The sequence below is a fragment of the Streptomyces sp. NPDC020996 genome, assembly GCF_040641355.1.
GTDB lineage: Bacteria > Actinomycetota > Actinomycetes > Streptomycetales > Streptomycetaceae > Streptomyces.
The window spans coordinates 20,545-43,150 of record NZ_JBFADM010000044.1; the positions used below are offsets into that span (position 1 = coordinate 20,545).

Annotated in this window: 22 protein-coding genes and 1 pseudogene; 10 read left to right on the plus strand and 13 right to left on the minus strand. The window is 74.3% G+C overall.

Translation table 11 applies throughout. The annotated features are described in order from the left end of the window. Positions 1-124: 124 nt before the first annotated feature. The 3 genes and pseudogenes from AB0G63_RS26490 to AB0G63_RS26500 form a co-directional block, all read right to left on the minus strand. A pseudogene (locus tag AB0G63_RS26490) lies at positions 125-1,036 on the minus strand (ABC transporter permease); the annotation flags it as partial. A 54-nt stretch (positions 1,037-1,090) separates the two neighbouring features. After that, entirely contained in the window at positions 1,091-1,387 is a 297-nt protein-coding gene (locus AB0G63_RS26495) for an SHOCT domain-containing protein (protein WP_360754846.1), read from the minus strand. Between the two features lie 171 nt (positions 1,388-1,558). Then, the gene (locus AB0G63_RS26500) at positions 1,559-2,071 is read right to left on the minus strand and encodes a hypothetical protein (RefSeq protein ID WP_360754848.1); all 513 of its coding nucleotides are present in this window, start codon (positions 2,069-2,071) and stop codon (positions 1,559-1,561) included. A 313-nt stretch (positions 2,072-2,384) separates the two neighbouring features. Between AB0G63_RS26500 and AB0G63_RS26505 the strand changes: the two genes are divergently transcribed. Continuing rightward, positions 2,385-3,017: a DUF5701 family protein gene (locus tag AB0G63_RS26505; RefSeq protein ID WP_360754972.1), complete on the plus strand. Its 633-nt coding sequence runs from the start codon at positions 2,385-2,387 to the stop codon at positions 3,015-3,017. 6 nt (positions 3,018-3,023) lie between these two features. Here the strand turns inward: AB0G63_RS26505 and AB0G63_RS26510 are convergent, their stop codons facing one another. Genes AB0G63_RS26510 through AB0G63_RS26520 form a run of 3 tightly spaced genes read right to left on the minus strand, consistent with a single transcriptional unit; the run spans position 3,024 to position 5,418 of the window. Next, positions 3,024-3,476 (minus strand): RpiB/LacA/LacB family sugar-phosphate isomerase, encoded by a 453-nt coding sequence (locus AB0G63_RS26510; protein ID WP_360754851.1) that lies wholly within the window; start codon positions 3,474-3,476, stop codon positions 3,024-3,026. A 22-nt stretch (positions 3,477-3,498) separates the two neighbouring features. Beyond that, the gene (locus AB0G63_RS26515) at positions 3,499-4,740 is read right to left on the minus strand and encodes an ROK family protein (protein WP_360754854.1); all 1,242 of its coding nucleotides are present in this window, start codon (positions 4,738-4,740) and stop codon (positions 3,499-3,501) included. 36 nt (positions 4,741-4,776) lie between these two features. Next, positions 4,777-5,418: an alpha-ketoglutarate-dependent dioxygenase AlkB gene (locus AB0G63_RS26520; protein ID WP_360754857.1), complete on the minus strand. Its 642-nt coding sequence runs from the start codon at positions 5,416-5,418 to the stop codon at positions 4,777-4,779. A 234-nt stretch (positions 5,419-5,652) separates the two neighbouring features. On the opposite strand from AB0G63_RS26520, the gene AB0G63_RS26525 reads away from it, so the two are divergent. Further along, entirely contained in the window at positions 5,653-6,786 is a 1,134-nt protein-coding gene (locus AB0G63_RS26525; RefSeq protein ID WP_360754975.1) for a methyltransferase, read from the plus strand. On the opposite strand, the gene AB0G63_RS26530 is transcribed toward AB0G63_RS26525, so the two are convergent. Beyond that, entirely contained in the window at positions 6,787-7,641 is an 855-nt protein-coding gene (locus tag AB0G63_RS26530; protein WP_360754859.1) for a ketose-bisphosphate aldolase, read from the minus strand. A gap of 140 nt (positions 7,642-7,781) precedes the next feature. Further along, entirely contained in the window at positions 7,782-8,663 is an 882-nt protein-coding gene (locus AB0G63_RS26535; protein ID WP_360754861.1) for an SIS domain-containing protein, read from the minus strand. Between the two features lie 130 nt (positions 8,664-8,793). Here AB0G63_RS26535 and AB0G63_RS26540 point away from each other — a divergent pair, with 130 nt between their 5' ends. From AB0G63_RS26540 to AB0G63_RS26555, 4 genes are all read left to right on the plus strand, one after another. After that, the gene (locus AB0G63_RS26540) at positions 8,794-9,573 is read left to right on the plus strand and encodes a DeoR/GlpR family DNA-binding transcription regulator (RefSeq protein ID WP_360754863.1); all 780 of its coding nucleotides are present in this window, start codon (positions 8,794-8,796) and stop codon (positions 9,571-9,573) included. Positions 9,574-9,804: 231 nt separating this feature from the next. Further along, on the plus strand, positions 9,805-11,643 hold the full coding sequence (locus AB0G63_RS26545) for a glycoside hydrolase family 15 protein (protein WP_360754865.1): 1,839 nt from the start codon (positions 9,805-9,807) through the stop codon (positions 11,641-11,643). Between the two features lie 158 nt (positions 11,644-11,801). Then, positions 11,802-13,364, plus strand: a complete 1,563-nt coding sequence (locus tag AB0G63_RS26550) for an amidohydrolase (RefSeq protein WP_360754868.1) — start codon at positions 11,802-11,804, stop codon at positions 13,362-13,364. Between the two features lie 717 nt (positions 13,365-14,081). Continuing rightward, entirely contained in the window at positions 14,082-14,363 is a 282-nt protein-coding gene (locus tag AB0G63_RS26555; protein ID WP_360754872.1) for a hypothetical protein, read from the plus strand. Positions 14,364-14,629: 266 nt separating this feature from the next. Here AB0G63_RS26555 and AB0G63_RS26560 read toward each other — a convergent pair whose 3' ends face one another. Further along, positions 14,630-15,442 carry an SAM-dependent methyltransferase gene (locus AB0G63_RS26560; RefSeq protein WP_360754874.1) on the minus strand — a complete coding sequence of 271 codons (813 nt, stop codon included), beginning with the start codon at positions 15,440-15,442 and terminating at the stop codon, positions 14,630-14,632. Positions 15,443-15,675: 233 nt separating this feature from the next. On the opposite strand from AB0G63_RS26560, the gene AB0G63_RS26565 reads away from it, so the two are divergent. Further along, on the plus strand, positions 15,676-16,929 hold the full coding sequence (locus AB0G63_RS26565; RefSeq protein ID WP_360754876.1) for a SpoIIE family protein phosphatase: 1,254 nt from the start codon (positions 15,676-15,678) through the stop codon (positions 16,927-16,929). Between the two features lie 24 nt (positions 16,930-16,953). On the opposite strand, the gene AB0G63_RS26570 is transcribed toward AB0G63_RS26565, so the two are convergent. Continuing rightward, a complete protein-coding gene (locus AB0G63_RS26570) occupies positions 16,954-17,394 on the minus strand; it encodes an ATP-binding protein (protein WP_360754879.1) in 441 nt (146 codons plus the stop codon). A 271-nt stretch (positions 17,395-17,665) separates the two neighbouring features. On the opposite strand from AB0G63_RS26570, the gene AB0G63_RS26575 reads away from it, so the two are divergent. From AB0G63_RS26575 to AB0G63_RS26585, 3 genes are all read left to right on the plus strand, one after another. Next, the gene (locus AB0G63_RS26575) at positions 17,666-18,544 is read left to right on the plus strand and encodes a helix-turn-helix transcriptional regulator (RefSeq protein WP_360754881.1); all 879 of its coding nucleotides are present in this window, start codon (positions 17,666-17,668) and stop codon (positions 18,542-18,544) included. Beyond that, positions 18,541-18,792, plus strand: coding sequence for a DUF397 domain-containing protein (locus AB0G63_RS26580; RefSeq protein WP_360754884.1), 252 nt, complete (start codon positions 18,541-18,543; stop codon positions 18,790-18,792). The genes AB0G63_RS26575 and AB0G63_RS26580 overlap by 4 nt, the downstream gene beginning before the upstream one ends. An 82-nt stretch (positions 18,793-18,874) precedes the next feature. After that, positions 18,875-19,681 (plus strand): SAM-dependent methyltransferase, encoded by an 807-nt coding sequence (locus AB0G63_RS26585; protein ID WP_360754887.1) that lies wholly within the window; start codon positions 18,875-18,877, stop codon positions 19,679-19,681. Here AB0G63_RS26585 and AB0G63_RS26590 read toward each other — a convergent pair. From AB0G63_RS26590 to AB0G63_RS26600, 3 genes are read right to left on the minus strand one after another with little or no spacing between them, the layout of a single operon-like run. Continuing rightward, positions 19,671-20,456, minus strand: coding sequence for a cupin (locus AB0G63_RS26590; protein ID WP_360754890.1), 786 nt, complete (start codon positions 20,454-20,456; stop codon positions 19,671-19,673). The two genes, AB0G63_RS26585 and AB0G63_RS26590, sit on opposite strands and share 11 nt — an antisense overlap. Next, on the minus strand, positions 20,450-21,376 hold the full coding sequence (locus AB0G63_RS26595; RefSeq protein WP_360754893.1) for a PmoA family protein: 927 nt from the start codon (positions 21,374-21,376) through the stop codon (positions 20,450-20,452). The genes AB0G63_RS26590 and AB0G63_RS26595 overlap by 7 nt, the downstream gene beginning before the upstream one ends. After that, entirely contained in the window at positions 21,373-22,488 is a 1,116-nt protein-coding gene (locus AB0G63_RS26600; protein ID WP_360754896.1) for a Gfo/Idh/MocA family oxidoreductase, read from the minus strand. The genes AB0G63_RS26595 and AB0G63_RS26600 overlap by 4 nt, the downstream gene beginning before the upstream one ends. Positions 22,489-22,606 lie beyond the last annotated feature (118 nt).

Genomic DNA, 22,606 nt, shown 5'->3' on the forward strand with positions numbered 1-22,606 from the left:
CCGGCACGCGCCCGCGCCGCCGCCCCGCGGCCGGCACGTGGCCGGCACGCGGCGGCGCGGGGGCGTCGTCGGGCCCCGCCGCCGGGATCGTCGCCCGGCCGTCACCATCAGTCGGCCGTCACCGTCAGTCGGCGGCGACGGCGCGCAGGACGTCCAGGCACGCCGCCCGCCGGGCCGGGCGCAGGCCCGCCAGAACGCCGGCCGTCAGGCCCACCAGGGCCACGGTCAGCAGCCGCACGGGCGGGACGGCGAACGCGAAGGCGTTGTCGCTCGCTCCGTCGGAGGCTTCGACCAGGGTCCAGCCTGGGAAGGTGCCCGGGGCGAGGCCGTTCACGGTGCCGAGGGCGGCGACGAGGACGGACTCCCAGCGGACCATGGCCCGCAGTTGGGGCGGGTCTGGCCGACGGCCCGCAACAGGCCCAGTTCGCGGGTGCGTTCGTGAATCGCCGGGTGAGGGCGTTGGCGATGCCCAGCAGCGCGATCAGGCGAGCGCGAACAACGCGCAGACCAGGGTCAGCATCATGTGGATGCCGCCGGCCGAGGAGCGCGCGTACGCGTCGCGGGTCTGCACCTCGGGGTTGCCGTAGCGAGCGGCGACCCTCCGCACCGCGGCCCTGCCCGCGTCCGCGCTCACGCCGTCCCTGAAGGTGACCGCGACGAGCGTGTCGGCGTCCTGTGTGCGGTGCGGGGCCCAGGCGGCGCGGGTGATGACGTAGTCGCCGGCGAGTTCGGAGCGGCCGTAGACGGCACGGACGGTGAACGTCTTCGTCCGGCCGTCGGCGAAGGTGAGCCGCGCCGTGTCGCCAGTGGTGAGGTGCTGCCTGTCGGCCTCCTTCCGGGTGAGGGCGATGCCGTCGGCGCCGAGGGGGCGCAGGGAGCCGTCGAGGTCGCCCAGGTCGAAGGTGCGTTCCAGGGCGACCGGGTCGGTCACGGTCAACGCCTCCCCCCTGCCGTCGACTACGGCCACCCCGCGGCCGAGCCCCACGGCGGTGTCCACCTCGGGCAGGCAGCCGATCGCCCCGGCGAGCCGGGGGCTGTACCTTGACGGCGTCGACGACCCGGGCGGCCGTGCGGGTGGCGGTCGTCGTGGTCATGCCGCACCGCCCCTGCCGCCCCTGCCGGTGCGGCCGAACTGCGCTTCCAGGGCGGGCAGTCGGCGCCAGTACTCGTCCTCGTCGATCTCACCGGAGGCGAAGCGGTGGCCGAGCACGGTGATCGGTGAGTTCTCCTGAACGGTGGGCCGCCACGGGGCGCCGCCGCGTCCGCGCCGCACCGTGCGGCGCAGCAGGGTGACGGCGCCGGTCACGACGGCCGCCCAGACCAGCGGCGGGAACAGCAGGATCCACGGGCCGGGCCCGCCGTCGCCGAAGTGCGCCAGGGTCTGCATGTCGGTTCAACTCCTCGGAGTCGCGATGGAGGTGACGGAGGCGGTGGCCTCGTCGTCCCGTCGCTTCCGAGGGTCGTCCCCGAAGGGGGCCCCGGTCGTCGTACGGCCGGCGGCGCCGCGCCTACCACGGGGGGAGTACGCGGGCGGCGGGCGGCTGCTTCCCGGTCCGGCTCAGCGGCGGGTGACGTCCCCGTGACTGATGAGGTAGTGGAAGGTGTCGGAGTAGCCGATCGACGGCGTGATCAGCAGGCTGACGTCGACGGGCGCGGGCTCGGTGCTGGCGGTGGCGAACTCGCGGACCGCGTGCCTGCCGGTCAGCGGGTACCAGAACCAGCCGCCGGCCTTGCCCACCGTGATGTGGTCGGACTCCTTCCAGACCCCGCCGTCACGGACGAAGACCCGCATGCGCACGGTGGCGGCGTACTTGTCGGACGTGGACCGCAGGGCCGTGAGCGTGACCTTGTAGTCCGTGCCGAGAACCGATGTCGCGATGTCCTGGGACTGCGGGGCCGTCCGGGCGGGCGCCGACGCTCCGGCGTCCGCGGTGGCGACGGAGCCCGTGATGGCCAGGGTGGTGAGTACGAGCGCTGCGGCGGCGAGTGCGACGGTCCGCCGGCGCGGCCTGTGCGGTGTCTTGTCCGTCGCCTCTGTCGCCTCTGTCGTCTCTGTCGTCTCTGTCGTCATGTCGGCCTCCCTCGCTGAAGGGGACACGCGGGCGGCGACCGGCGGTTGCGGACCGTTCGGCCCTGGGCGCGGCGGCCCCGTGGACGTTACCTGTCAGTATGTACGGTTCCGCACCTGCGGGCCTGCGCTGAGTCACCGTCGGCGCACAGGGCGAGGACACGCGGGAACGATCCGGCGGGCCGATTCGTTGCCCGGACCCATCGACGTCGCGATCCCTGGGAGCATCGTGCCCGCAAACACGTCCACCACATCCGCCACGTCCGCCACGTCGGCCACGTCCGCCGCTTCCACCGTTCTCCCGGCCCTACCTGCCCTGAGCGCGCAGGCCGAACGACTGATCGAACTGGGGGTGCACCGGTCAGCGGGGCTGTCCGCCGCCCGGCTCCGCGCCTTCGCCGCGGCGGCGGCCGAGGCCGTCGCGGGCGGGGAGGGCGCCCTGCTCACCGTGCACCCGGACCGGGCGCCCGCCTCCGCCCTCGCGCCGCTGCTTCGCCATGACGGCAAACCGGGCTTCGTCGTGACGGACATGACCGATGTCGACCTCTTCGCCCCGCTCGACGGCGTCGTGCTGCCGGACTCCCCGCTCCACGTCGTCACCGGCCTGGACCGCGGCGACCACATGGCCGGCTGGAGTCCGGACGAGGCGCTGCCCGCCCTCACGAAGGAGGCCCGTACCCCGTTACTGCTCACCGAGGGCATCCACTGGGTGCTGCAGCAGCCCGCCGTCCTGGAGCGCAACCACTGCTTCATGACCATCGGCTCCCGGCTGCGCAAGGCGAGCGGCGTCCTGGACGCCCGTACCCCGGCGATCTGGATCAGCAACGGCACCGGGCGGGACGGCCGCGAGCGCCGCGACGCGCCCAAGGTCGGCTGGTGCTGGGCGGGCAACCGGCACACCTGGCTGGGCTTCGCCTCGGCGGTGGACCGCCGGGGCGGGGACCGGTAGGTCGTCTCACCGGGGGCGGGACGAGGGGTCGGGGTCGAGGAGGGCCACGTTCGCGCGGTCCTCGGGGTCCTCGCTTGGCTCGGCGGCGAACCAGGCGTCGAGGATCTCCTTCAGCAGAGGTCCGGACGTCAGCCGCAGGCTCAGCGCCAGCACGTTCGCGTCGTTCCAGCGGCGGGCGCCGTCGGCCGTGCCGGCGTCCGTGCACAGGGCGGCCCGCACCCCCGGCACCTTGTTCGCGGCGATGGACGCGCCGGTGCCGGTCCAGCAGCACACGACCGCCTGGTCCGACGTCCCGGCGGCGACCTCGCGGGCCGCGGCCCGGGAGCACACGGCCCACTGCGGGTCGTCGCCGGCCTTCAACGCCCCGTGGGTCACCACCTCGTGGCCGCGTTCGCGCAGTTCGTCGACGAGGAGGCGGGCAACCGGCTCGTCCATGTCCGAGGAAACGGAGATGCGCATGGTCGGTCTGGCTCCTTCGGGCTCAGGCCGCCAGCGCGGCCAGGGGGTCGTCCAGGACCGGCTGCCACGCCAGCTCCGCGGCGCCGACCAGGCTGTTGTGGTCCAGGCTGCAGGCCAGGATCGGCACGCCGCCGCTCTGGCCCCACAGGCTGCGGCCGGAGACCACCGCGCGCAGCCGGTCGGGGTCGGCGTCGAGGAGGGTGCGGTGCAGGCCGCCGAGGATGATGCGGTCGGGGTTGAGGATGTTGACCAGGCCCGCCAGGCCGAGGCCGAGGCGGTCGATGAGGGTCTCGGCGGCCGCGCGGACGGACGGAGTGTCGTAGTGGTCGCGGATCAGGTCGCGGGCCTGCTGCAGCAGGGAGACCTCCGGGCCGGGGTCGAGGCCGGCGGCCGTGAGGAAGGCCAGCGGATCGGCCTCGACGTCGAGACAGCCGCGGCTGCCGCAGTGGCAGGGGCGGCCCTCGGGGTTGACGGTGAGGTGGCCGACCTCCAGCGCCAGGCCCGAACTCCCGGTGTGCAGGCGGCCGTCCAGCACCAATGCGCCGCCCACGCCGCGGTGCCCGGTGGCCACGCACAGCAGGTCCCGCGCGCCGCGGCCCGCCCCGTGCCGGTGCTCGGCGAGCGCGGCGAGGTTGACGTCGTTGCCCGCGAAGGCCGGTCCGGTGATCCCGGCCTCGCGCACCCGCTCCGCGAAGATCCGCCGCACCGGCGCGCCCACCGGCCAGGCGAGATGCAGCGGGTTCAGCGCGAGGCCCTCCGGCTCGGCGACCGCGGACGGCACGGCCAGTCCGGCGCCGACGCAGCGCAGGCCGGTCTCCCGCAGCAGCCGCGCACCGGCGTCGACGACGGAGCCGAGCACCTTCGCCGGGTCCGCGTCGACGGTCTCGCAGCCCGGCGCGGTGGCGACGATCCGGCCGCCGAGGCCGACCAGCGCGGCCCGGAACCCGTCGGCGTGCACCTGCGCGGCGAGGGCGACCGGCCCGTCCTCGGCGATCTCCAGCCGGTGCGAGGGCCTGCCCTGCGAGCCGGCCGCCGCGCCGGGCCGGGCGTCGACCCGGATCAGCCCGAGCGCCTCCAGCTCGGCGGCGACCGCGCCGGCCGTCGCCCGCGTCACCCCGAGTTCGGCGGTGAGCACGGCCCGGGTGGGCGCCCGTCCGGTGTGCACGAGCTCCAACGCGGGGCCGAGCGCGCCGCGCCCCCGGTCCAGACGCGTCCTCGAGGTGGTCCCTTCCCCCGCCGGCCGGGGGTCCGCCTTGCCGCTCATGAGGGCGAGTCTCCCATGATCCGCGAGCGCGCCGGGCTACGGGCCGCCGACCCGGAGCGTGACGTTCAGCCGTCCGGTCAGCCCCAACTCCGTTGGCCCGGTGCCCGGATGGACCCGGGGCACGCCGTGATGGGCGAGCCGGGACGGGCCGCCGAAGACGAACAGGTCGCCGCTGCGCAGTTCGACGTCCGTCCAGGGCCTGGTGCGGGTCTCGGCGTTGCCGAAGCGGAAGACGCAACTGTCGCCCAGGCTGAGCGAGACCACCGGCGCGTCGGACCTCTCGTCGCTGTCGCGGTGCATGCCCATGCGGGCGTCGCCGTCGTAGTAGTTGATCAGCGCGATGTCGTAGGGGGGTGTCGTCGTCCCCAGCGTGTCCGCGACGGCGCGGCGGGCCAGGTCGCCGAGCCATGCCGGGAACGGCTTCACCGGGGCGCCGTCGCCGTCGACGGCCGTGGCGGCGTAGCCGTACGGGTACCAGTGCCGGCCGAGGCAGACCTGGCGGGCGGACATCGTGCCGCCGCCGGGCGTGCGGACGGTGCGCAGGCCGGCGGGCGGGCGGGCCCACCCGCGGCACGCCCGCAGCAGCTCCCGCTGACCCGCCGCGTCCAGCCAGTCCGGTACGTGCACCGCGCCGGGCGCGACCTCGGTGCGGAACCGGGGGAACAGTCCGGCATCCATGTCTTCCATCGTGCCCCGTTCCGCTGCGCGAGCTCGACGGGCGGGGCGGGGCCGGGACGGACCGGAGCCAGGACGGACCGGGGCCGGGGCCGGGACGGACCGGAGCCAGGACGGACCGGGGCCGGGGCCGGGGCGGACCAGAGCCAGGACGGCCGCGGGGGACGCGGTGCCGCCCGGGCGACGCCGGACGACCCGCGCGGCAGGCCTTAGCCTTGGGGCACGATGAACGACCGGATGATCACGCCCTGGGGCGAGCTCGCGCTGACCCGTTTCCCGCACGACCCGCGCGAGAGGCTGCGTGCCTGGGACGCCGCCGACGCCTACCTGCTCCGGCACCTGGCCGCCGAGGAGGTGCCGCTGTCGGGCACCGTGGTGGTGGTCGGGGACCGGTGGGGCGCCCTGGTCACCGCCCTCGCGGCGCACCGGCCCGTACAGATCACCGACTCCTTCCTGGCGCAGGAGGCGACCCGGGCGAACCTGGTCCGGGCCGGGGCCGAACCGGGGACCGTAGGACTGCTGACCACCCAGGACCCGCCGCCCGAGCGGGTCGACGTGCTGCTGGTGCGGGTGCCCAAGAGCCTGGCGCTGCTCGAGGACCAGCTGCTGCGGCTGGCGCCCGCCGTGCACGCGGGCACGGTCGTCGTCGGCGCCGGGATGGTGAAGGAGATCCACACCTCGACGTTGCGGCTGTTCGAGCGGATCCTCGGCCCCACCCGCACCTCGCTCGCGGAGCAGAAGGCCCGCCTGATCTTCTGCACGCCGGACCCGGCGCTTCCCCGGCCCGTCAACCCGTGGCCGTACAGCTACGCCCTGCCCGACGGGATCGGCCCGCTGTCGGGGCGCACCGTCGTCAACCACGCGGGGGTGTTCTGCGCCGACCGGCTCGACATCGGCACCCGCTTCTTCCTGCGGCACCTGCCGGCCGGGCGCGGTGCCCGGCGGGTGGTGGACCTGGGCTGCGGCAACGGTGTCGTCGGCGCGGCGGTGGCGGCCGCCGATCCGGCGGCCGAGGTGCTGTTCGTGGACGAGTCGTTCCAGGCCGTCGCCTCGGCGGAGGCCACGTGGAAGGCCGGCGGGCTGCCGGGACACGCCGAGTTCCGGGTCGGGGACGGGCTGGCGGGGGTGCCGGACGGCAGCGTCGATCTGGTGCTCAACAACCCGCCGTTCCACTCGCACCAGGCGACGACCGACGCCACCGCGTGGCGGATGTTCAGCGGCGCCCGGCGTGCGCTGCGGCCCGGTGGCGAGCTGTGGGTGGTCGGCAACCGGCACCTCGGGTACCACGTCAAGCTGCGGCGGCTGTTCGGCAACAGCGAACTGGTCGCCGGCGACCGGAAGTTCGTGGTGCTGAAGGCCGTGAAGAGGTGATCAGGCGCGGGCGAGCACGCCGGTGATCCGCTCCACCGTACGGGCCATCGCCTCGCGTCCCACGCTCAGGTAGGCGCGGGAGTCCGCCGCCTCGGGATGGGCGGCCAGGAACGTGCGGATGGCGCCCGTCATGGCGAGGTTGAGGGCGGTGCCGACGTTCACCTTGGCGATGCCGCCCGCGACGGCGGCGACGAGTTCGCCGTCCGGGAGCCCGGAGGAGCCGTGCAGTACGAGGGGCACGTCCAGGGTGGCTGACAGGCGTTCGAGGAGGTCGTGGTCGAGGGTGGCGGTGCGCGTGGTCATCGCGTGCACGCTGCCGACGGCGACGGCGAGGGCGTCCACGCCGGAGCCGGCGACGAAGGCGCGGGCCTGGTCGGGGTCGGTGCGGGCGCCGGGGGCGTGGGCGTCCAGCGGCGGCCGGTCGTCCTTGCCCGCGATCTGCCCCAACTCCGCCTCGATCCAGAGCCCTTGGGCGTGCGCCCAGCTCGCTGCCGCGCTGGTCGCGGCGAGATTGTCCGGGTAGGGCAGGTGGGAGGCGTCGTACATCACCGAGCTGAAGCCGGCGTCCGGCGCCTGCCGCAGCAGGCCGTCGCTCCGGACGTGGTCGAGGTGCAGGGCGACCGGGACGGCTGCGCGTTCGGCGGCGGCGACGGCGGCGCGGGCGAGCGGCAGCAGCCGCCCGTAGCGGAACTTGACGGCGTTCTCGCTGACCTGGAGGACGACGGGGGCCCGCGCGGACTCGGCGCCGGCGATGACGGCCTCGACGTGTTCCAGCGTGATGACGTTGAAGGAGGGGACGGCGGAGCGGGCCGCCGCGGCGCGGGCGACGAGCTCGCCGGTGGTCACGAGGGGCACGGCCGGTCCTTTCCGGGACTCCGGGGCTTCAGGGCAGACGGGCTCAGGGAATAGGGGATCAGTGCTCTGGGGCACCGGGCTCCAGGGCTCCAGGGCACAGGGCTCCAAGCCTCCAGGGCTCAGGGCTCAGGGCTCAGGGCTCAGGGCGTGAGGATCACGGAGCGGGTGAGGTGGCGCGGGCTGTCCGGGTCGAGGCCGCGGGCGGCGGCCACGGCGACGGCGAGGCGCTGGACACGGACCAGCCCGGCGAGCGGGTCGAGGCCGTCCGCCACCCACGTCCCGCCGGTGGCGCGGACCTGTCCGGCGAGCCCCTCGGGCGGGTCGCCGAGCATCCAGGTGGCGGTGGAGCGGGTGGTGATGCTGATGGGGCCGTGCCGGTACTCCATCGCCGGGTAGGCCTCGGTCCAGGCGAGCGCGGCCTCGCGCATCTTCAGTGCGGCCTCGTTGGCCAGGCCGACCGTCCAGCCCCGGCCCAGGAAGGTGAACTGCGCGCAGTCGACGAGCCCTTCGGGCAGCGGGGTGGCGAGCGCGGTGCGGGCGTCGGCGACGACCGCGTCGGTGTGCAGGCCGAGGTGGGCACGCAGCAGGGTCAGCGCGCTGGTCGCGAACCGGGTCTGGACGACGGAGCGTTCGTCGACGAAGCCGAGTACGACGGTGTCGTCGGCGGCGTCCATGACGGGCGTGTCCGGGTCGGCGGTGACGGCGACGGTCCGGGTGCGCCCCTTAAGCCTGCCGAGCAGCTCCAGCACTTCGGTGGTGGTGCCGGAGCGGGTGAGGGCGACGACGCGGTCGTAGGACCGCCCGTGGGGGAACTCGGAGGCGGCGAAGGCGTCCGTCTCGCCCTGGCCCGCGGCCTCGCGCAGGGCCGCGGCCGCCTGCGCCATGAAGTACGAGGTGCCGCATCCGGTGAGCGCGACCCGCTCCCCCGGCGCCGGAAGCACACCGGCGTGCCGTCCGGCCTCCGCGGCCGCGCGCGTCCAGCACTCGGGTTGGCTGGTCAGTTCGTCCTCGACGTACGTCATGGCGTCCCCTCCTCGTCACCGCGCCTTGCTTTTTCTTGCAAGATACCGAGCTTTTTCGAGCAACTTCAAGCATCTCGACGGGATCACGGTGCGCTAGGGTCGCCGGGAGGCCGAGGGACGGAGGGTGCGGATGTCGCGGGACGCCCGCTGGAAGGCGCTGCTGGAACTGCTCGTCGAACGCGGCCGGCTCGACGTGGAGGAGGCGGCCGCCGATCTGCGGGTATCGGCCGCGACGATCCGGCGCGACTTCGACCAGCTCGCCGAGCAGCAGATGCTCGTACGGACCCGGGGCGGCGCGGTCGTGCACGGGGTGTCGTACGAGCTGCCGCTGCGCTACAAGACGGCCCGGCGCGCCTCCGAGAAGCAGCGCATCGCGCAGGCCGTCGCCGCGCTGGTCTCCCCCGGCGAGGCGGTGGGGCTCACCGGCGGCACCACCACCACCGAGGTGGCGCGCGCCCTGGCGGTGCGCGCCGATCTGGCCTCCGGTTCGCCGGCGCTCACCGTCGTCACGAACGCGCTGAACATCGCCAACGAGCTTGCCGTGCGCCCCCAGTTCAAGATCGTGGTGACCGGCGGGGTCGCCCGCCCGCAGTCGTACGAACTCGTCGGGCCGCTCGCCGACGGGGTGCTGGGGCAGATCACCCTGGATGTGGCGGTGCTCGGCGTGGTCGCCTTCGATGTCGCCCACGGGGCCGCCGCGCACGACGAGGCGGAGGCCGCGGTCAACCGGCTGCTGTGCGAACGGGCCGAGCGCGTGGTGGTCGCGGCCGACTCCAGCAAGCTGGGCCGGCGCGCGTTCGCCCGCATCTGCGCGGCCGACGCGGTGGACACCCTCGTCACGGACACGGCGGCGAGCCCGGACGCGGTGCGGCGGTTCGAGGAGGCCGGGGTGCGGGTCGTCGCCGTCTGACCCGACGCCGACCGGGCCTCGACGCACTCCGCGGTCGCGCCCCGACGATCTCTGCGGTCGCGCCTTCGCGAACCCCGCGCCCTCGCCTTCGCGGACTCCGCGTCCTCGCCTCCGCGAACCCCGCGCCCTCGCCTCCGCGATCCCACCACTCTCGCCTTCATGAACCCCGCGCTCGGGGCGGCGATCCGCCCTAAGCTGGAGCGGGGATCCGGTCGGGGCAGGGAGGCTGCGATGGGCGGTAGCGCGACCGACGAGCAGAGGCCGGGGTCCGCCCCGCGCTATCTGCCGATCGCGGAGCACGGACTCATCGGTGATCTGCGCAGCGTGGCCCTGGTGGGCACCGACGGCACCATCGACTGGTACTGCTGTCCGTCCTTCGACGCGCCGAGCGTCTTCGCGTCGATCCTCGACGCCGAGCGCGGCGGCTGCTTCGAGTTGGCGGCGGCCGTCCCCGCGACGACGAAGCAGTTCTACTTCCCCGACACCAACGTCCTGATCACCCGCTTCTTCACCGAGGACGGTGTCGGCGAGGTGCAGGATTTCATGCCCATCAGCGGCGAGAAGGTCGAGGCCGACCGGCACCGGCTGATCCGGCGCGTGGTGTGCGTGCGCGGCTCGATCCCGTTCAGCGTCCGGATCGCCCCGCGGTTCGAGTACGGCGCCCGGCCGCACACCCTGCGCATGATCAGCGGGGTGGCGCTGTTCCAGACCGACGCGCTGTCGCTCGCGCTGACCGCGACCGTGCCGATGGAGGCCGACGGCCCCGACGCGCGGGCCGACTTCAAGCTCGCCGAGGGCGAGTCGGCGGTGTTCGCGCTCGACCAGGTCGGCGGGGACGTGCAGCCGCGCGGGTGCGCGCGGCTCGAGGCCGAGGAGCAGTTCACCACCACGGTGGCCTACTGGCGGCGCTGGCTGTCCGCCTCCAAGTACCGGGGCCGCTGGCGGGAGATGGTGCACCGCTCCGCGCTCACCTTGAAGCTGCTCACCTACGCACCCACCGGCGCGATGGTCGCCGCGCCGACCACGAGCCTGCCCGAGGAACTGGGCGGCGAGCGCAACTGGGACTACCGGTACATGTGGGTGCGCGACGCGGCGTTCTGCGTCTACGCGCTGCTGCGGCTCGGCTTCACCGGCGAGGCCGAGGCGTTCATGGACTTCGTGACCCGGCACGTCAGTCCCGGCGACGGCAAACCGTCGGGCCCGCTGCAGATCATGTACGGCATCGACGGCCGCACCGACCTGCCCGAGGTCGAGCTCGGCCACCTGGAGGGGCATCACGGTTCGGCGCCGGTGCGGGTCGGCAACGGCGCCGCCGCGCAGTTGCAGCTCGACATCTACGGCGCGCTCATCGACTCGATCTACCTCTACGACAAGTGGGCCAAGCCGATCTCCAGCGACCAGTGGGACGACGTGTGCGCGCTGGTGGACTGGGTGTGCGAGCACTGGGACCAGCCCGACGAGGGGATCTGGGAGACCCGCGGCGGCCGGAAGAACTTCCTGTACTCACGGCTGATGTGCTGGGTGGCGATCGAGCGGGCCATCCGCATGGCCAACCGGCGCGGCCTGCCCGCCGACCTGCCGCGCTGGCGGCAGTGCCGGGACACCATCTACCGGCGGATCATGAGCCGGGGCTGGTCGGAGTCCCGGCAGGCCTTCGTGCAGCACGAGGACGGCGACGTGCTGGACGCGGCGGTGCTGATGATGCCGCTGACGAAGTTCATCGCCCCGACCGATCCCAAGTGGCTGTCCACGCTCGACGCCCTCACCCACGACCTGGTGTCCGACTCGCTGGTCTACCGCTACGACCCGACGGCCAGCCCCGACGGGCTGCACGGCGACGAGGGCACCTTCTCCATCTGCTCGTTCTGGTACGTCGAGGCCATGGTGCACGCCGGGCGGATCGACGAGGCCCGCCTCGCCTTCGAGAAGATGCTGACCTACGCCAACCATCTCGGCCTGTACGCCGAGGAGATCAGCCACACCGGGGAGCAGCAGGGCAACTTCCCGCAGGCGTTCACCCATCTCTCGCTCATCAGCGCCGCCTTCAACCTGGACCGGGCCCTCGGCTGAGACCGGCGGCCGCGTGCGGCGGGGGGCCGTGTCACCGGTCGGTCACCGGCGCGTAGCCTCGGAGCCGGATCAGCCGGATCAGCCGGATCAGCCGGTGGGCAGGGTGGTATGTCACGCGCCCCCGCCCGTGGCATGTCGCGCCGACGACGGGAGCCCTCATGACGAGCCTCGACGGGATGCCCGGTCCCCGGGCCGGTGAACCGGGCGACCCGCCCGCGGTGACGCTCGCCCGCGTGCGGATCGGGCCGGGCGGGCCGCTGGGCAGCGTGCGGGTCGCCGGCGGGAGGATCGTCGCCGTGATGGCGGAGGACGGGCGCGGGGGCGTCACGGAGGAGGCCGCGGGGAACTCCGCAGGGGAGGCTGCGGGGGACGTGGTGGTCGACCTGGGCGGGCGGACCGTCCTGCCCGGTCTGTGGGACGCCCACGTGCACATGGCCCAGTGGGCCGGCAACCGGCACCGGCTCGACCTGTCCGGCATCGGCTCCGCGCGGGCGGTGGCCGAGGCCGTGCGGCGGCACGCGACCGGCCTGCCCGCCGGGGAGATGCTGACAGGCCACAGCTTCCGGGACGGGCTGTGGTCCGACACACCGCACCGGTCGCTGCTCGACGCCGTGTGCCCGGACCGGCCGGTCGCGCTGGTCGGCGCGGACCTGCACGCCGCGTGGCTGAACTCGGCGGCACTGGCGCGGGTCGGACGGGGCGGCCATCCGACGGGGCTGCTGCGGGAGCACGAGTGCTTCGAGGTGCTCGACGCGCTGACCGAGGCGCCCGCGGAGGTACTCGACCGGTGGGTGGCCGAGGCGTGCCGGGACGCGGCCGCGCGGGGCGTCACGGGCATCGTCGACTTCCACTTCGCCGACAACGTCACCGACTGGAGCCGGCGCGCCGCGGCGGCACCGCTCGCGGTGCGGGTACGGGCCGCCGTGTATCCGGCGCAGTTGGAGGAGGTGATCGAGCGCGGGCTCCGCACCGGCGACGTCCTGCCGGGGACCGGCGGCATGGTCCGGGTCGGCCCGCTCAAGGTGTTCACGGACGGTTCCCTCAACACGCGCACCGCGCTGTGCCGCGACCCCTACCCGGGTCTCGAGGGCACTCCGGAGGCTTACGGGGTGCAGGAGACGCCGCGGGAGGAACTGGTCCGGCTGATGCGGCGGGCCGCCGCGCACGGCCTGGAACCCGCCGTCCACGCGATCGGCGACCGCGCCAACACGCTCGCCCTCGACGCGTTCGAGGCCGTCGGCTGCCGGGGCCGCATCGAGCACGCCCAGTTGCTGACGGCGGCGGACGTGCCGCGGTTCGCGGAGCTGGGCATCACGGCGAGCGTGCAGCCCGCGCACGCCCCCGACGACCGCGATGTCGCCGACCGGCACTGGGCCGGACGCACCGGGCGCGCGTTCGCCTACGCCGACCTGCTGGCGGCCGGCGTGCGGCTGGAGTTCGGCTCCGACGCCCCCGTCGCCCCCCTCGACCCGTGGCTGGGCATCGCGGCGGCCGTCAGCCGCACGGCCGACGAGCGGCCCGCCTGGCACCCGGAGCAACGCCTGCCGGTTGGGGCGGCGCTCGCGGCGTCGGCGCTGGGCCGTTCCCGCCCCCGCGCCGGCGCCCCGGCCGACCTGGTGATCGTCGACGCGGACCCGCTGGAGGCGGACGCCCCCACGCTGCGCGAAATGCCGGTACACGCCACGATGGCCGCCGGCCGCTGGACACACGGCCCCTTCTGAGCACACGCGCGAGGCACACCGCGTGCACGTGAGCACCATGTGCGACGCGACGCCCATCACGGTCGCGGAAGCGACGCGAGCGCGAGCGCCAGCCACCCGCCGGGCGCGGAAGCGACACGGACGCGGAAGCGACGCAGGCGGCGCGAGGCGAGCGCAACGCGCGACGCAGGCGCGGAAGCCACCGGCCCGGGACCGCGCACAGCTGCGGACGGGACGGCGCGTGTCGTGTCCGGCCGCCCCGCCCGCGGTCGCCGGACGGCGTTCGCGGGGTGTTCACGATGGCATCAGGCCTGGGGCGCGGTCGAGCCGAGCGCAGCAGGCCCCCGAGCCGGCCCTACGAGCCGCGCCGACCGTACCAGCCGCGCCGACCGGCCGGGGAGCGCGCGCCGCGTCGGTCACGGTCGACGGTGCCGGCCCGGCGCGCGGCGCCGTAGCCGCCGGCCGGCCCGACCGCCAGGGCCGGACGGCCCCCGCCTCACCCCGGTGGCCCCTCCGCGCACGGCACCGGCCGCGTTGCACTGGGAACGGAAGCGGCGCCGACGACCGGGAGGCGAGGGGCATGGCAGGGACAACGCCGAAGACCGCCACCGCACGTCCCGTCGACGCCCCGCATCCCGGCCCGCCGTGTCCGCGGGTGCGCCGACCGGACGGCCCCTCCACCTCGCCGGTCGTCGGGCGCCCGGACCGGGCCGGCCCGCTCTGCTCGGAGCCGGTGTCATGATCGCCATAGCCGTTCTGCTGCAACTGCTCATCCTCGCCGGTGCGTTGTACGACACCGCCCGTCTGCTGAGCCCGGCCGCGGGCCACCACGCCGTGCGGGTACGACGGCACCGCGCCGCCCTGGAGGCGGCCGAGGGACGACTGGTGGGACAGCGGCTGCGCGGCCGGATCGACGCGGCCGCCTACCGGGAGAGGATGCGGTCCCTCGCCGAGGACCGGTCCCGCCCTGCCGTTCCGTGGCATCGGAGCCGGGAGGCCGGGCCCGGGTCCGCCGACTAGACGGCGGGGACGTCCGGTCCCTGACTGCCACCCGCCGCGCGGGGTGTGCCCGCCCGCTGCCCGGAGCGGCGCCCACCCCGGGGAACGGCCGCCCGGAGGGAGGCACGGTCGCACGTGGGTCGTCCACCGCGCCCTGGCCAGCCCGGCCGCCCCCGGTCCGCGCGCAGCCTGGTCCTCCGGCCCGGACCGGCACCCCCCTGCCGGGGTCCGGGGACAGAGGCTCCGGTCTGCCCCCGCCCCCGTCGCTCCCGTACGGACCGCCCCCGTCAGCCGCTCCTGCGGCCCACCCCCGCGTACACCCAGTACTCCGACGGGTTGTCGGGGACGCGGTCGTGCGGGTCCGGGCGCCACACCGGGACGTGGACCAGGCCCGGGTCCACCAGGTCGAAGCCCGTGAAGAGGCCGAGGATCTCCTCGTGGGAGCGGGCGGTGACCGGCGACGTGGCCCTGGACCGGTACAGCCGGCCCACCGCGGCGGCCGTGTCCGGGCGGTCCTGGTTCGTGGCGTGGGACAGGGCCAGCCAGCTGTCGCCGGGCAGGGCGTCCCGGAAGCCGGCGACGATGCCGGCCGGGTCCTCCTCCGGTGTGATGAAGTGCAGGATCGCCACCATCAGCACCGCGACCGGCTGGTCGAAGTCGATCAGTTTGCGCAGTTGCGGTGAGGACAGGACCTCGTCCGGGCGCCGGATGTCGGCGTCGACGATTTCCGCGTCCGGATTGTCCGCGAGCAGCGACGCGCTGTGGGCGACGGCGACGGGATCCTTGTCGACGTAGACCACCCGGGCGCCGGGGCTGGCCGCCTGCGCCACCTCGTGCACGTTGCCCTGCGTGGGGATGCCCGAGCCGAGGTCGATGAACTGCCGCACCCCGTTGTCGACCAGGAAGCGCACAGCCCGTCCGAGGAAGGCGCGGTTGGCCCGGGCGAGCATGCGGACCTGGGGGTCGATGGCCGTGAACGCCGCCACCGCCTCCCGGTCGATGGCGAAGTTGTGCTCTCCGCCGAGCATCGCGTCGTACATCCGGGCGACGCTCGCCTTGTCGGGATCGGCTCCCGGCGGCAGAGGTCCACTGTCGGTCACCAGAACATCCTTTCGGGACACAGCACTTGACACATCATCATATAGTTGCCGACGACCCGCGGCGATATCGTTGTCGTCGCCGCGCGCCCCGGCCCCCCACCCGGAAAGGCACCACGACCCTGCGGAACGAACCGCGCAGCCGCACCGAGGACACCCCCACCGCACTGCCCTCTCCCCGTCGTTCGGCCTTCTCCCCCGCGGCCGACGTCATCGGCTCGGAACTCGACCTGCGGATGACCGGCAGCCACGTCGTGCACGCGCTGGCGCCCGGCTTCTGCGACGCTGCCTCCGTCTACCTGCTGGAGCGCTGGCGCCGCGAGGAGACCGCGTACGTCACCGCGGACCCGCCCCAGATCGAAGCGCGCCGCCTGGCCCTGCGGGTGGGCACGGACGCGCCGGAGGCGTGGGAGGGCGTGCTGCCGGTCGGCGAAGTGATCGTCTTCCCCCGCGAGACGCCGTACGCCCGCGCGCTCGCCGACGGACAGGCCCAGCTGCACGACTCCGTCGACGCGCACACGGCCGAACGGCTCACCGCGTCCGGCCCCGGCGACATCCGGATCGACATGCTGCTGCAGGCGGCGTCCTTCCTGGTGGTGCCGCTGCGGCTGCGGAACACCGCGATCGGCTTCATCGCCTGCACGCGCGGGCCGGACCGGGGACCGTTCGTGACCGCGGAGGTGGCCGCGGTGGAGTCGCTGGCCGCGCGGGCCTCCATCGCGCTGGACAACGCGCGCCGCTACGAACGCGAGCGGCGCACCGCCCTGGCCATCCGCAACAGTCTGCTTCCCGGCACCGTCCGGGAGGCCGAGGGCTGCCGCATCGCCCACGGCTGCCTGCCGGCCGGGCAGGGCACGGTCATCGGCGGCGACTGGTTCGACGTGCTCAACAGGCCGGGCGGCCGGGTCAGCCTGATCGTCGGGGACGCCATGGGGCACGGTCCGGAGTCCGCGGTCGCGATGATCCAACTGCGCACCGCGGTCCGTACCCTGGCCGGACTCGACATGCCCGCCGTGGAACTCGTACGCCGGCTGGACGCGCTCGCCAGCGACACCCCGGACGCGTCCTTCGCGACCTGCATCTACGCCGAGTGGGATCCGCGGCAGGGCACCTGCACCCTGGTCGGGGCGGGACACCCGCCCCCGCTGCTGCGCGGTCCGGACGGCCGGACCGCCCCGGTGGCGCTCGCCGGGGCCGGCCTGCCCCTCGGACTGGGCACGGGCGGCTACGAGGCGACCGTGCTGAAGGTGCCGGAACCGGCCCTGCTCATGCTCTACAGCGACGGGCTCGTCGAGTCCCGCGAACACGACATCGACCAGGAGATCGCCCGCCTCGCCCGCACGCTGGACGAGGCCGCCGCCGACCACCCGGACGCGGACGCCGGCGGCCCGGACCCGCTGCCGGCGCTGTGCCGGCGGCTGCTGCACAGCACGGCTGTCGCCGACGACCGCACCGTGCTGCTCGCCCGGCTGACGCCGGCACGGGACTGAGCCCACCGCCGTCCCGCCCGGAGGTCAGGCCGTCAGGGTCGCCCACACGGCGTTGCCGCCGGTGAGCCGCGAGCGGTCCACGCCCCAGGCCTGGGCCAGTTGCTCCACCAGCAGCAGACCGCGTCCGCCCTCGTCGTCGGGGCCCGGGTCGCACCGGGGCAGGTCGCGGCCCGTGTAGTCGTGGTCGTGCACCTCCAGGCGCACGCATCCGTCGGCGACCAGTCCGATGCCGCACAGGATCCGCGCGCTGAGCGTGTGGCGCACGGCGTTGGTGGCCAGTTCGGACAGCAGCAGCACCGCGTCCGCGCACACCTCCCCGGGCACCCGCCAGCCGGTCAGCCGCGCGCCGATGGAGCGGCGGGCGACCCGGACGCTGGAGCGGTGCGCGGGCAGTTCGAGCCAGTGCGCGCGATCCGGGTCAGGGACGTCTAACAGCTGGGAGTACGAGGTCGTCTGGGAGAACACGGTGTTGGCCTTCCGTGGGGGCGGAGCACAGCCGGGTTGGCGGGGGACGTACACCGAACGAATGAGCACGCCAACTCCATTGGGACTATGGATCGTTGACAGGAAAGCGCTCGCGTTCTGGCGGCACGGATCACACAAGTAACTATGCTCGCACCCGAGTTCAGGCTGCAACCGGCTCCCTGATAATTTCACACAGCCCGGTGTCAGTCTGGCGGCGTCATCAAGTGCCTGTCAGACTCGGGTGGGTGACGGACCCTCAGGAGGTAAGGGCGTGAGCGAAGGCCGTTCGGGTGCGGGCAGCGGCGCCAGCGCGCCCACCGTGCTCCGCATGATCCTCGGCCGACGGCTGCAGGAGCGGCGGCAGAACGCCGGCGCCTCGCTGGAGGACGCGGCGCGGGCGCTGCGGGTGAAGACCCTGACCATCCGGCGCCTGGAGAAGGCGGAGGTCGGTCTCAAGCCGCTCTACGTGGAGAAACTGCTGGAGACCTACGGGGCGGACCGGCAGGAGATCGACGAGTTCGTCGCCCTCGCCGAGCGGGCCAACGAGCCCGGCTGGTGGCACACGTACCGGGACGTGCTGCCCACCTGGTTCAGCGCGTACGTCAGCCTGGAGACCGGCGCCAAGACCCTGCGCACCTACGAGCCCCACTACGTCACGGGCCTGCTGCAGACCCCCGCGTACGCGCGCGGCGTCCTCGGCGGCGGCTTCCCCAACGACAGCGACGAGGACCTCGAGCGGCGCGTGGACCTGCGGCTGCGCCGCGCCGGCCTGCTGGACAGACCCGACGCGCCCACGCTGTGGGTGGTGATGGAAGAGGCCGTGCTGCACCGGGTGGTCGGCGGTCCCGAGGTCATGCGGGAACAGATCGAACGGCTCCTGGAGGTCTCGGAGCTGGAGCACGTCAGCATCGACGTCGTGCCGTTCACGGCCGGCGCCCACGTCGGCGCCTGCGCGCCGTTCACGTACTTCCGCTTCGAGGAGCCGGAGCTGCCCGACATCGTCTACAGCGAGATCCTCTCCGGCGCGATGTACCTGGACCAGCGTTCGGACGTGGTGGCTCATCTCGAGGCGCACAACCGCATGTCCCTGCTGACCTCGGACGCGGAGAGCAGGGCGCTCCTGAACCGCATGCGCAAGGAGTACTCATGACCACCATCGACGATGACGTCTACAACGGGATGCCCGCGTCGGACCTCGGCGAACACGGCTGGGAGTCTCCGTGGAGCGGTCCGAACGGGGGCCAGTGCGTGCAGACGAAGCAGCTCGCCGACGGCCGGGTGGCCCTGCGGCAGTCGACGGATCCCGCCGGTCCCGCGCTGATCTACACCCCCGAGGAGATCGCCGCGTTCGTCGCGGGGGTCAAACGGGGTCTCGCCGACCACCTGGCGGCCGGCTGAGCCGCCCACCGAACCCGAGCGGGAGCCGGCCCCGGCCCGCGACCTGCCCGAAACCCCCACGAAAACCACTGAGAGGGACAGGATGACCAACTCGCACGCCGCGCGGGACATCGACACCAGCAGGCCCCACTCCGCGCGGATGTACGACTTCTACCTCGGCGGCAAGGACCACTTCGACGTCGACACGAAGGCGGCGGAGACCGTGGCGGCGGCCTACCCGGGCATCTTCACCTGCGCCCGCGAGAACCGCGCCTTCATGCACCGGGCCACCCGGGTGCTCGCCCGGGAGCACGGCATCCGCCAGTGGCTGGACATCGGCACCGGCATCCCGACCGAGCCCAACCTGCACCAGGTCGCGCAGTCCGTGGTCCCGGAGGCACGCGTCGTCTACGCCGACAACGACCCCCTCGTCCTGAAGTACGCCGAGCGTCTGATGCGCAGCACGCGACAGGGCCGCACCACGTACATAGAGGCGGACGTCAACGACCCGGACACGCTGCTGAACGCGCCGGAGCTGGCCGAGGTCCTGGACCTCACCCGGCCCGTGGCGCTGTCCCTCAACGCCCTGATGCACTTCGTCACGGACGCGCAGGACCCGTACGGCATCGTCAGCCGTCTGCTGGCGGTGCTCCCGTCGGGCAGCGCGCTGGCGCTGAGCCACTGCACGCCCGACTTCGACCCGGCCACCTGGCAGAAGGTGACCGACATCTACACCGGCGCCGGCACGCCCGTGCAGTTCCGCTCCAAGGACGCGGTGGCCCGCTTCTTCGACGGACTGGAACTGCTCGAACCGGGCATCACCGTCGGCCACCGCTGGCGCCCGGACAGCGAGCCCGTCGCCTCGGACGCCGAGGTCAGCCTGTGGACCGGGGTGGGCATCAAGCCGTAGGGCCGCCGGGGGCGTCCTCGTCGGCGTACGGCAGGGTCGTCCCGGGCAGCGCGTACTCGTCGCGCAGGCCGCACATGCCGTAGCCGCCGCGCCGGGTGGGCGTCGCCGCGTACGCGGTCGCCCCGGCCAGGTACGCCGGCTCGCCGGCGGCCAGCGCGTCGAGCTGGGCGCCGGTGCGTTCGGCGGCGGCCAGGGCGCCGGCCCGCCACAGCTCGCGCCAGGCCGGGACGTTGTGGCGCACCAGCCGGGCGGCGGCGCGCTGGAACTCCCGGAACGGGCCGTCGTCGCCGGCGGCGAGGGCCTCCCGCAGCGGCAGATAGCCCCGCACGGCCAGGTCCCGGCGGCGCCGGGCGGCCGCCTCGGTACCGGGTCCGGTGCCCGGCGGGAGCGTCGCCGCGTCCCGGTACCTCTCGGGGTCGGCGAGCACCTCGGGCGGGAAGGTGAAGACGGCGTCCCCGGCCTCGGGCAGCCCGCTGTTCTGCATCAGGACCGTGACGCGCAGGCCGTCGCGCTGCACCATGCGGTGCACGGTGCCCGGCGTGAACCAGGCGACGGACCCGGGCTGCAGCGGGATGTCCCGGCAGCCGTCGGGGCTCAGGGTCTGCACCGCGCCCCGGCCGCCGGTGACCACGTACGCCTCCGTGCACACCAGGTGCAGATGCGGGCTGCCGCCGCACACCCCGTCGGCGGCCGGCCAGTCGTAGGCGCTGAGGTGGGACAGGCCGACGGCGCCGGGCAGCGGGTGCGGCAGGGCGGGGCCGGCCGGGGTCACCACGGCAGGCCCTTCAGGTGCCCGGCGACGCGGTCGCGGTCCCAGGCTCCGTCGGCGACGACGACCCGGTAGCGGTAGGCGAAGGACGCGCCGGGCGGCAGCTCGAACGTCTCGAAGAACGCCCAGGAGAACGCGACCGTGGGGATCGGCTCGGCGCGCACGAACCAGTGCGACGGGTGGATCGCCGTCGTCTCGTCGAGGTTCTCCGGCGCGTGGGCGAAGACGACCGTGGAGTGCGCGTCGACCTCGTCGTGCTCGGCGGTGTACGCGAGCCACGGCCCCTGGGTGCCCATCAGCGCCCCGGCGTCGGCGACGCCTTCGGGTCCGAAGACGGTGCCGCCGGTGAAGTCGCGGGGACCGCGCCACTGCAGGCCGGTGTATCCGGCCATTTCGCGGCCCTCGGTGGTCGGGGAGCCGAAGACCAGGGGCTCGGCGCGGGCGTTGGTGAGCCGGATCGACCAGTCCAGCGCCCAGGCGCCGGCCTCCTCGTCGACCGAGTGCACGGTCAGCCCGCGGGTCTCGCCCGCCCACTCCTCGCCGCCGTGCGCGACCCAGGTGAGCCGCTCGGTGAGGGCGAGGCGGCCGTCCTCGACGGTGAGGGCGGTGAAGCCGTCGTGCCGCATGGAGCCGACGCGTCCGGGCAGGACCTGGTAGCCCTGGCCGCGGACGTAGGAGTTGCCGCCCCAGAAGTTCTGCCCGGACAGGTGACTCGCCGTCATCTGCAGGCCCTTGTGCCAGCGGTGGTCGTTGGGGCGGTAGCCGGTGACCGTGCGCCCGGCGAGGGTGCGCACCGGGTGGGCGTAGGGCTTGCGCGACTCGTACGCCTGCGGGTCGGGCCGGTAGACGTAGCGCAGGATCTCGGTGCCCGCGGCCGTCGCGACCGCGATGTGCTCGCCGTGGACGTGACTGACGCGGATGCTCATGCGCGCTCCTCGGGGGCCCACTGCGGGTGGTCGCCGTGCATCGCCGCGTAGTACGGGTCGCCGGGGCCGATCTCGCCCGCGTGCACCGGGCGTCCGGTGAAGGCCGACTTGTAGAGGGCGGCGGCGAATTCCAGGGTGGCGCGGGCGCCGGGGCCGCTGCCCGGCGGCCGGGTGCCGCTGTCCCAGGCGTCCAGCAGGGCGCCCAGTTGCGCGGTGTGCGAGCTGGGCACGTCCGCCGCGGGGGTGCGCCAGGCGGCGGCGCGCCCGGCGTCGACGTGCGGCGCCGGGGTGTAGACCCAGTCCTCGTTGCGGTACCCGTACAGGTGGGTGAGTTCGACGGTGGCGTCCGCGCAGTCGACGCGGATCCGGCTGACCTCCTGCGGGGACAGCACGCTGTTGACGACCGTGGCGACGGCGCCGTTCGCGAAGCGCACCAGGGCCGTGGAGACGTCCTCGCTCTCGGTGTCGTGGACCAGGCGCGCCGCCATGCCGCGCACCTCCTCCCACGGGCCGAGCAGGTGCAGCAGCAGGTCGTACTGGTGGATCCCGTGGCCCATCGTCGGCCCGCCGCCCTCGCTCGCCCAGGTCCCGCGCCACGGCACGGCGTAGTAGGCGGCGTCGCGGTACCAGGTGGTCTGGCAGTGGGCCACCAGGGGAGCGCCCAGCTCCCCGCTGGCGATCAGGTCCCGGGCGTGCGCGGCCCCGGAGCCGTAACGGTGCTGGAAGATCACGGACGCGTACGCCCCCGACGCCTCCTCGGCCGCCGCGATCTCGTCGTACTCGGCCAGCGACAGGCACAGCGGCTTCTCGCACAGCACCCACGCGCCCGCCTTCAGCGCGGCCACCGTCTGCTCGCGGTGCAGCGAGGGCGGCGTGCCGATGAGGACGAGATCGGGCCGTACTGCGTCCAGCATGGCGCTCGTCGAGGTGTATCCGGCGACGTGCTCCCCGGCGAGTTCCCGGAAGGCGTCGAGCCTGCCGCGGTCCACGTCGACGGCGGCGACCAGTTCCACCCGGCCGCCGTGGGCGCGCAGCGCGGGCAGATGGCTGCCGGCGACGATCGCGCCGGTGCCGACGACGGCGACGCGGCGGGGAGCGGGGCGTGGGGACATACGGGTCCTCCTCGGGGTGCCGACGACCGATGGCAGGCAGAAAGCGCTTGCCCTGCGGGATGACCCTAGGCGCCGGGAGATTGTCAGGACAACCCCTCGCACGACGACGGAGCCCGCG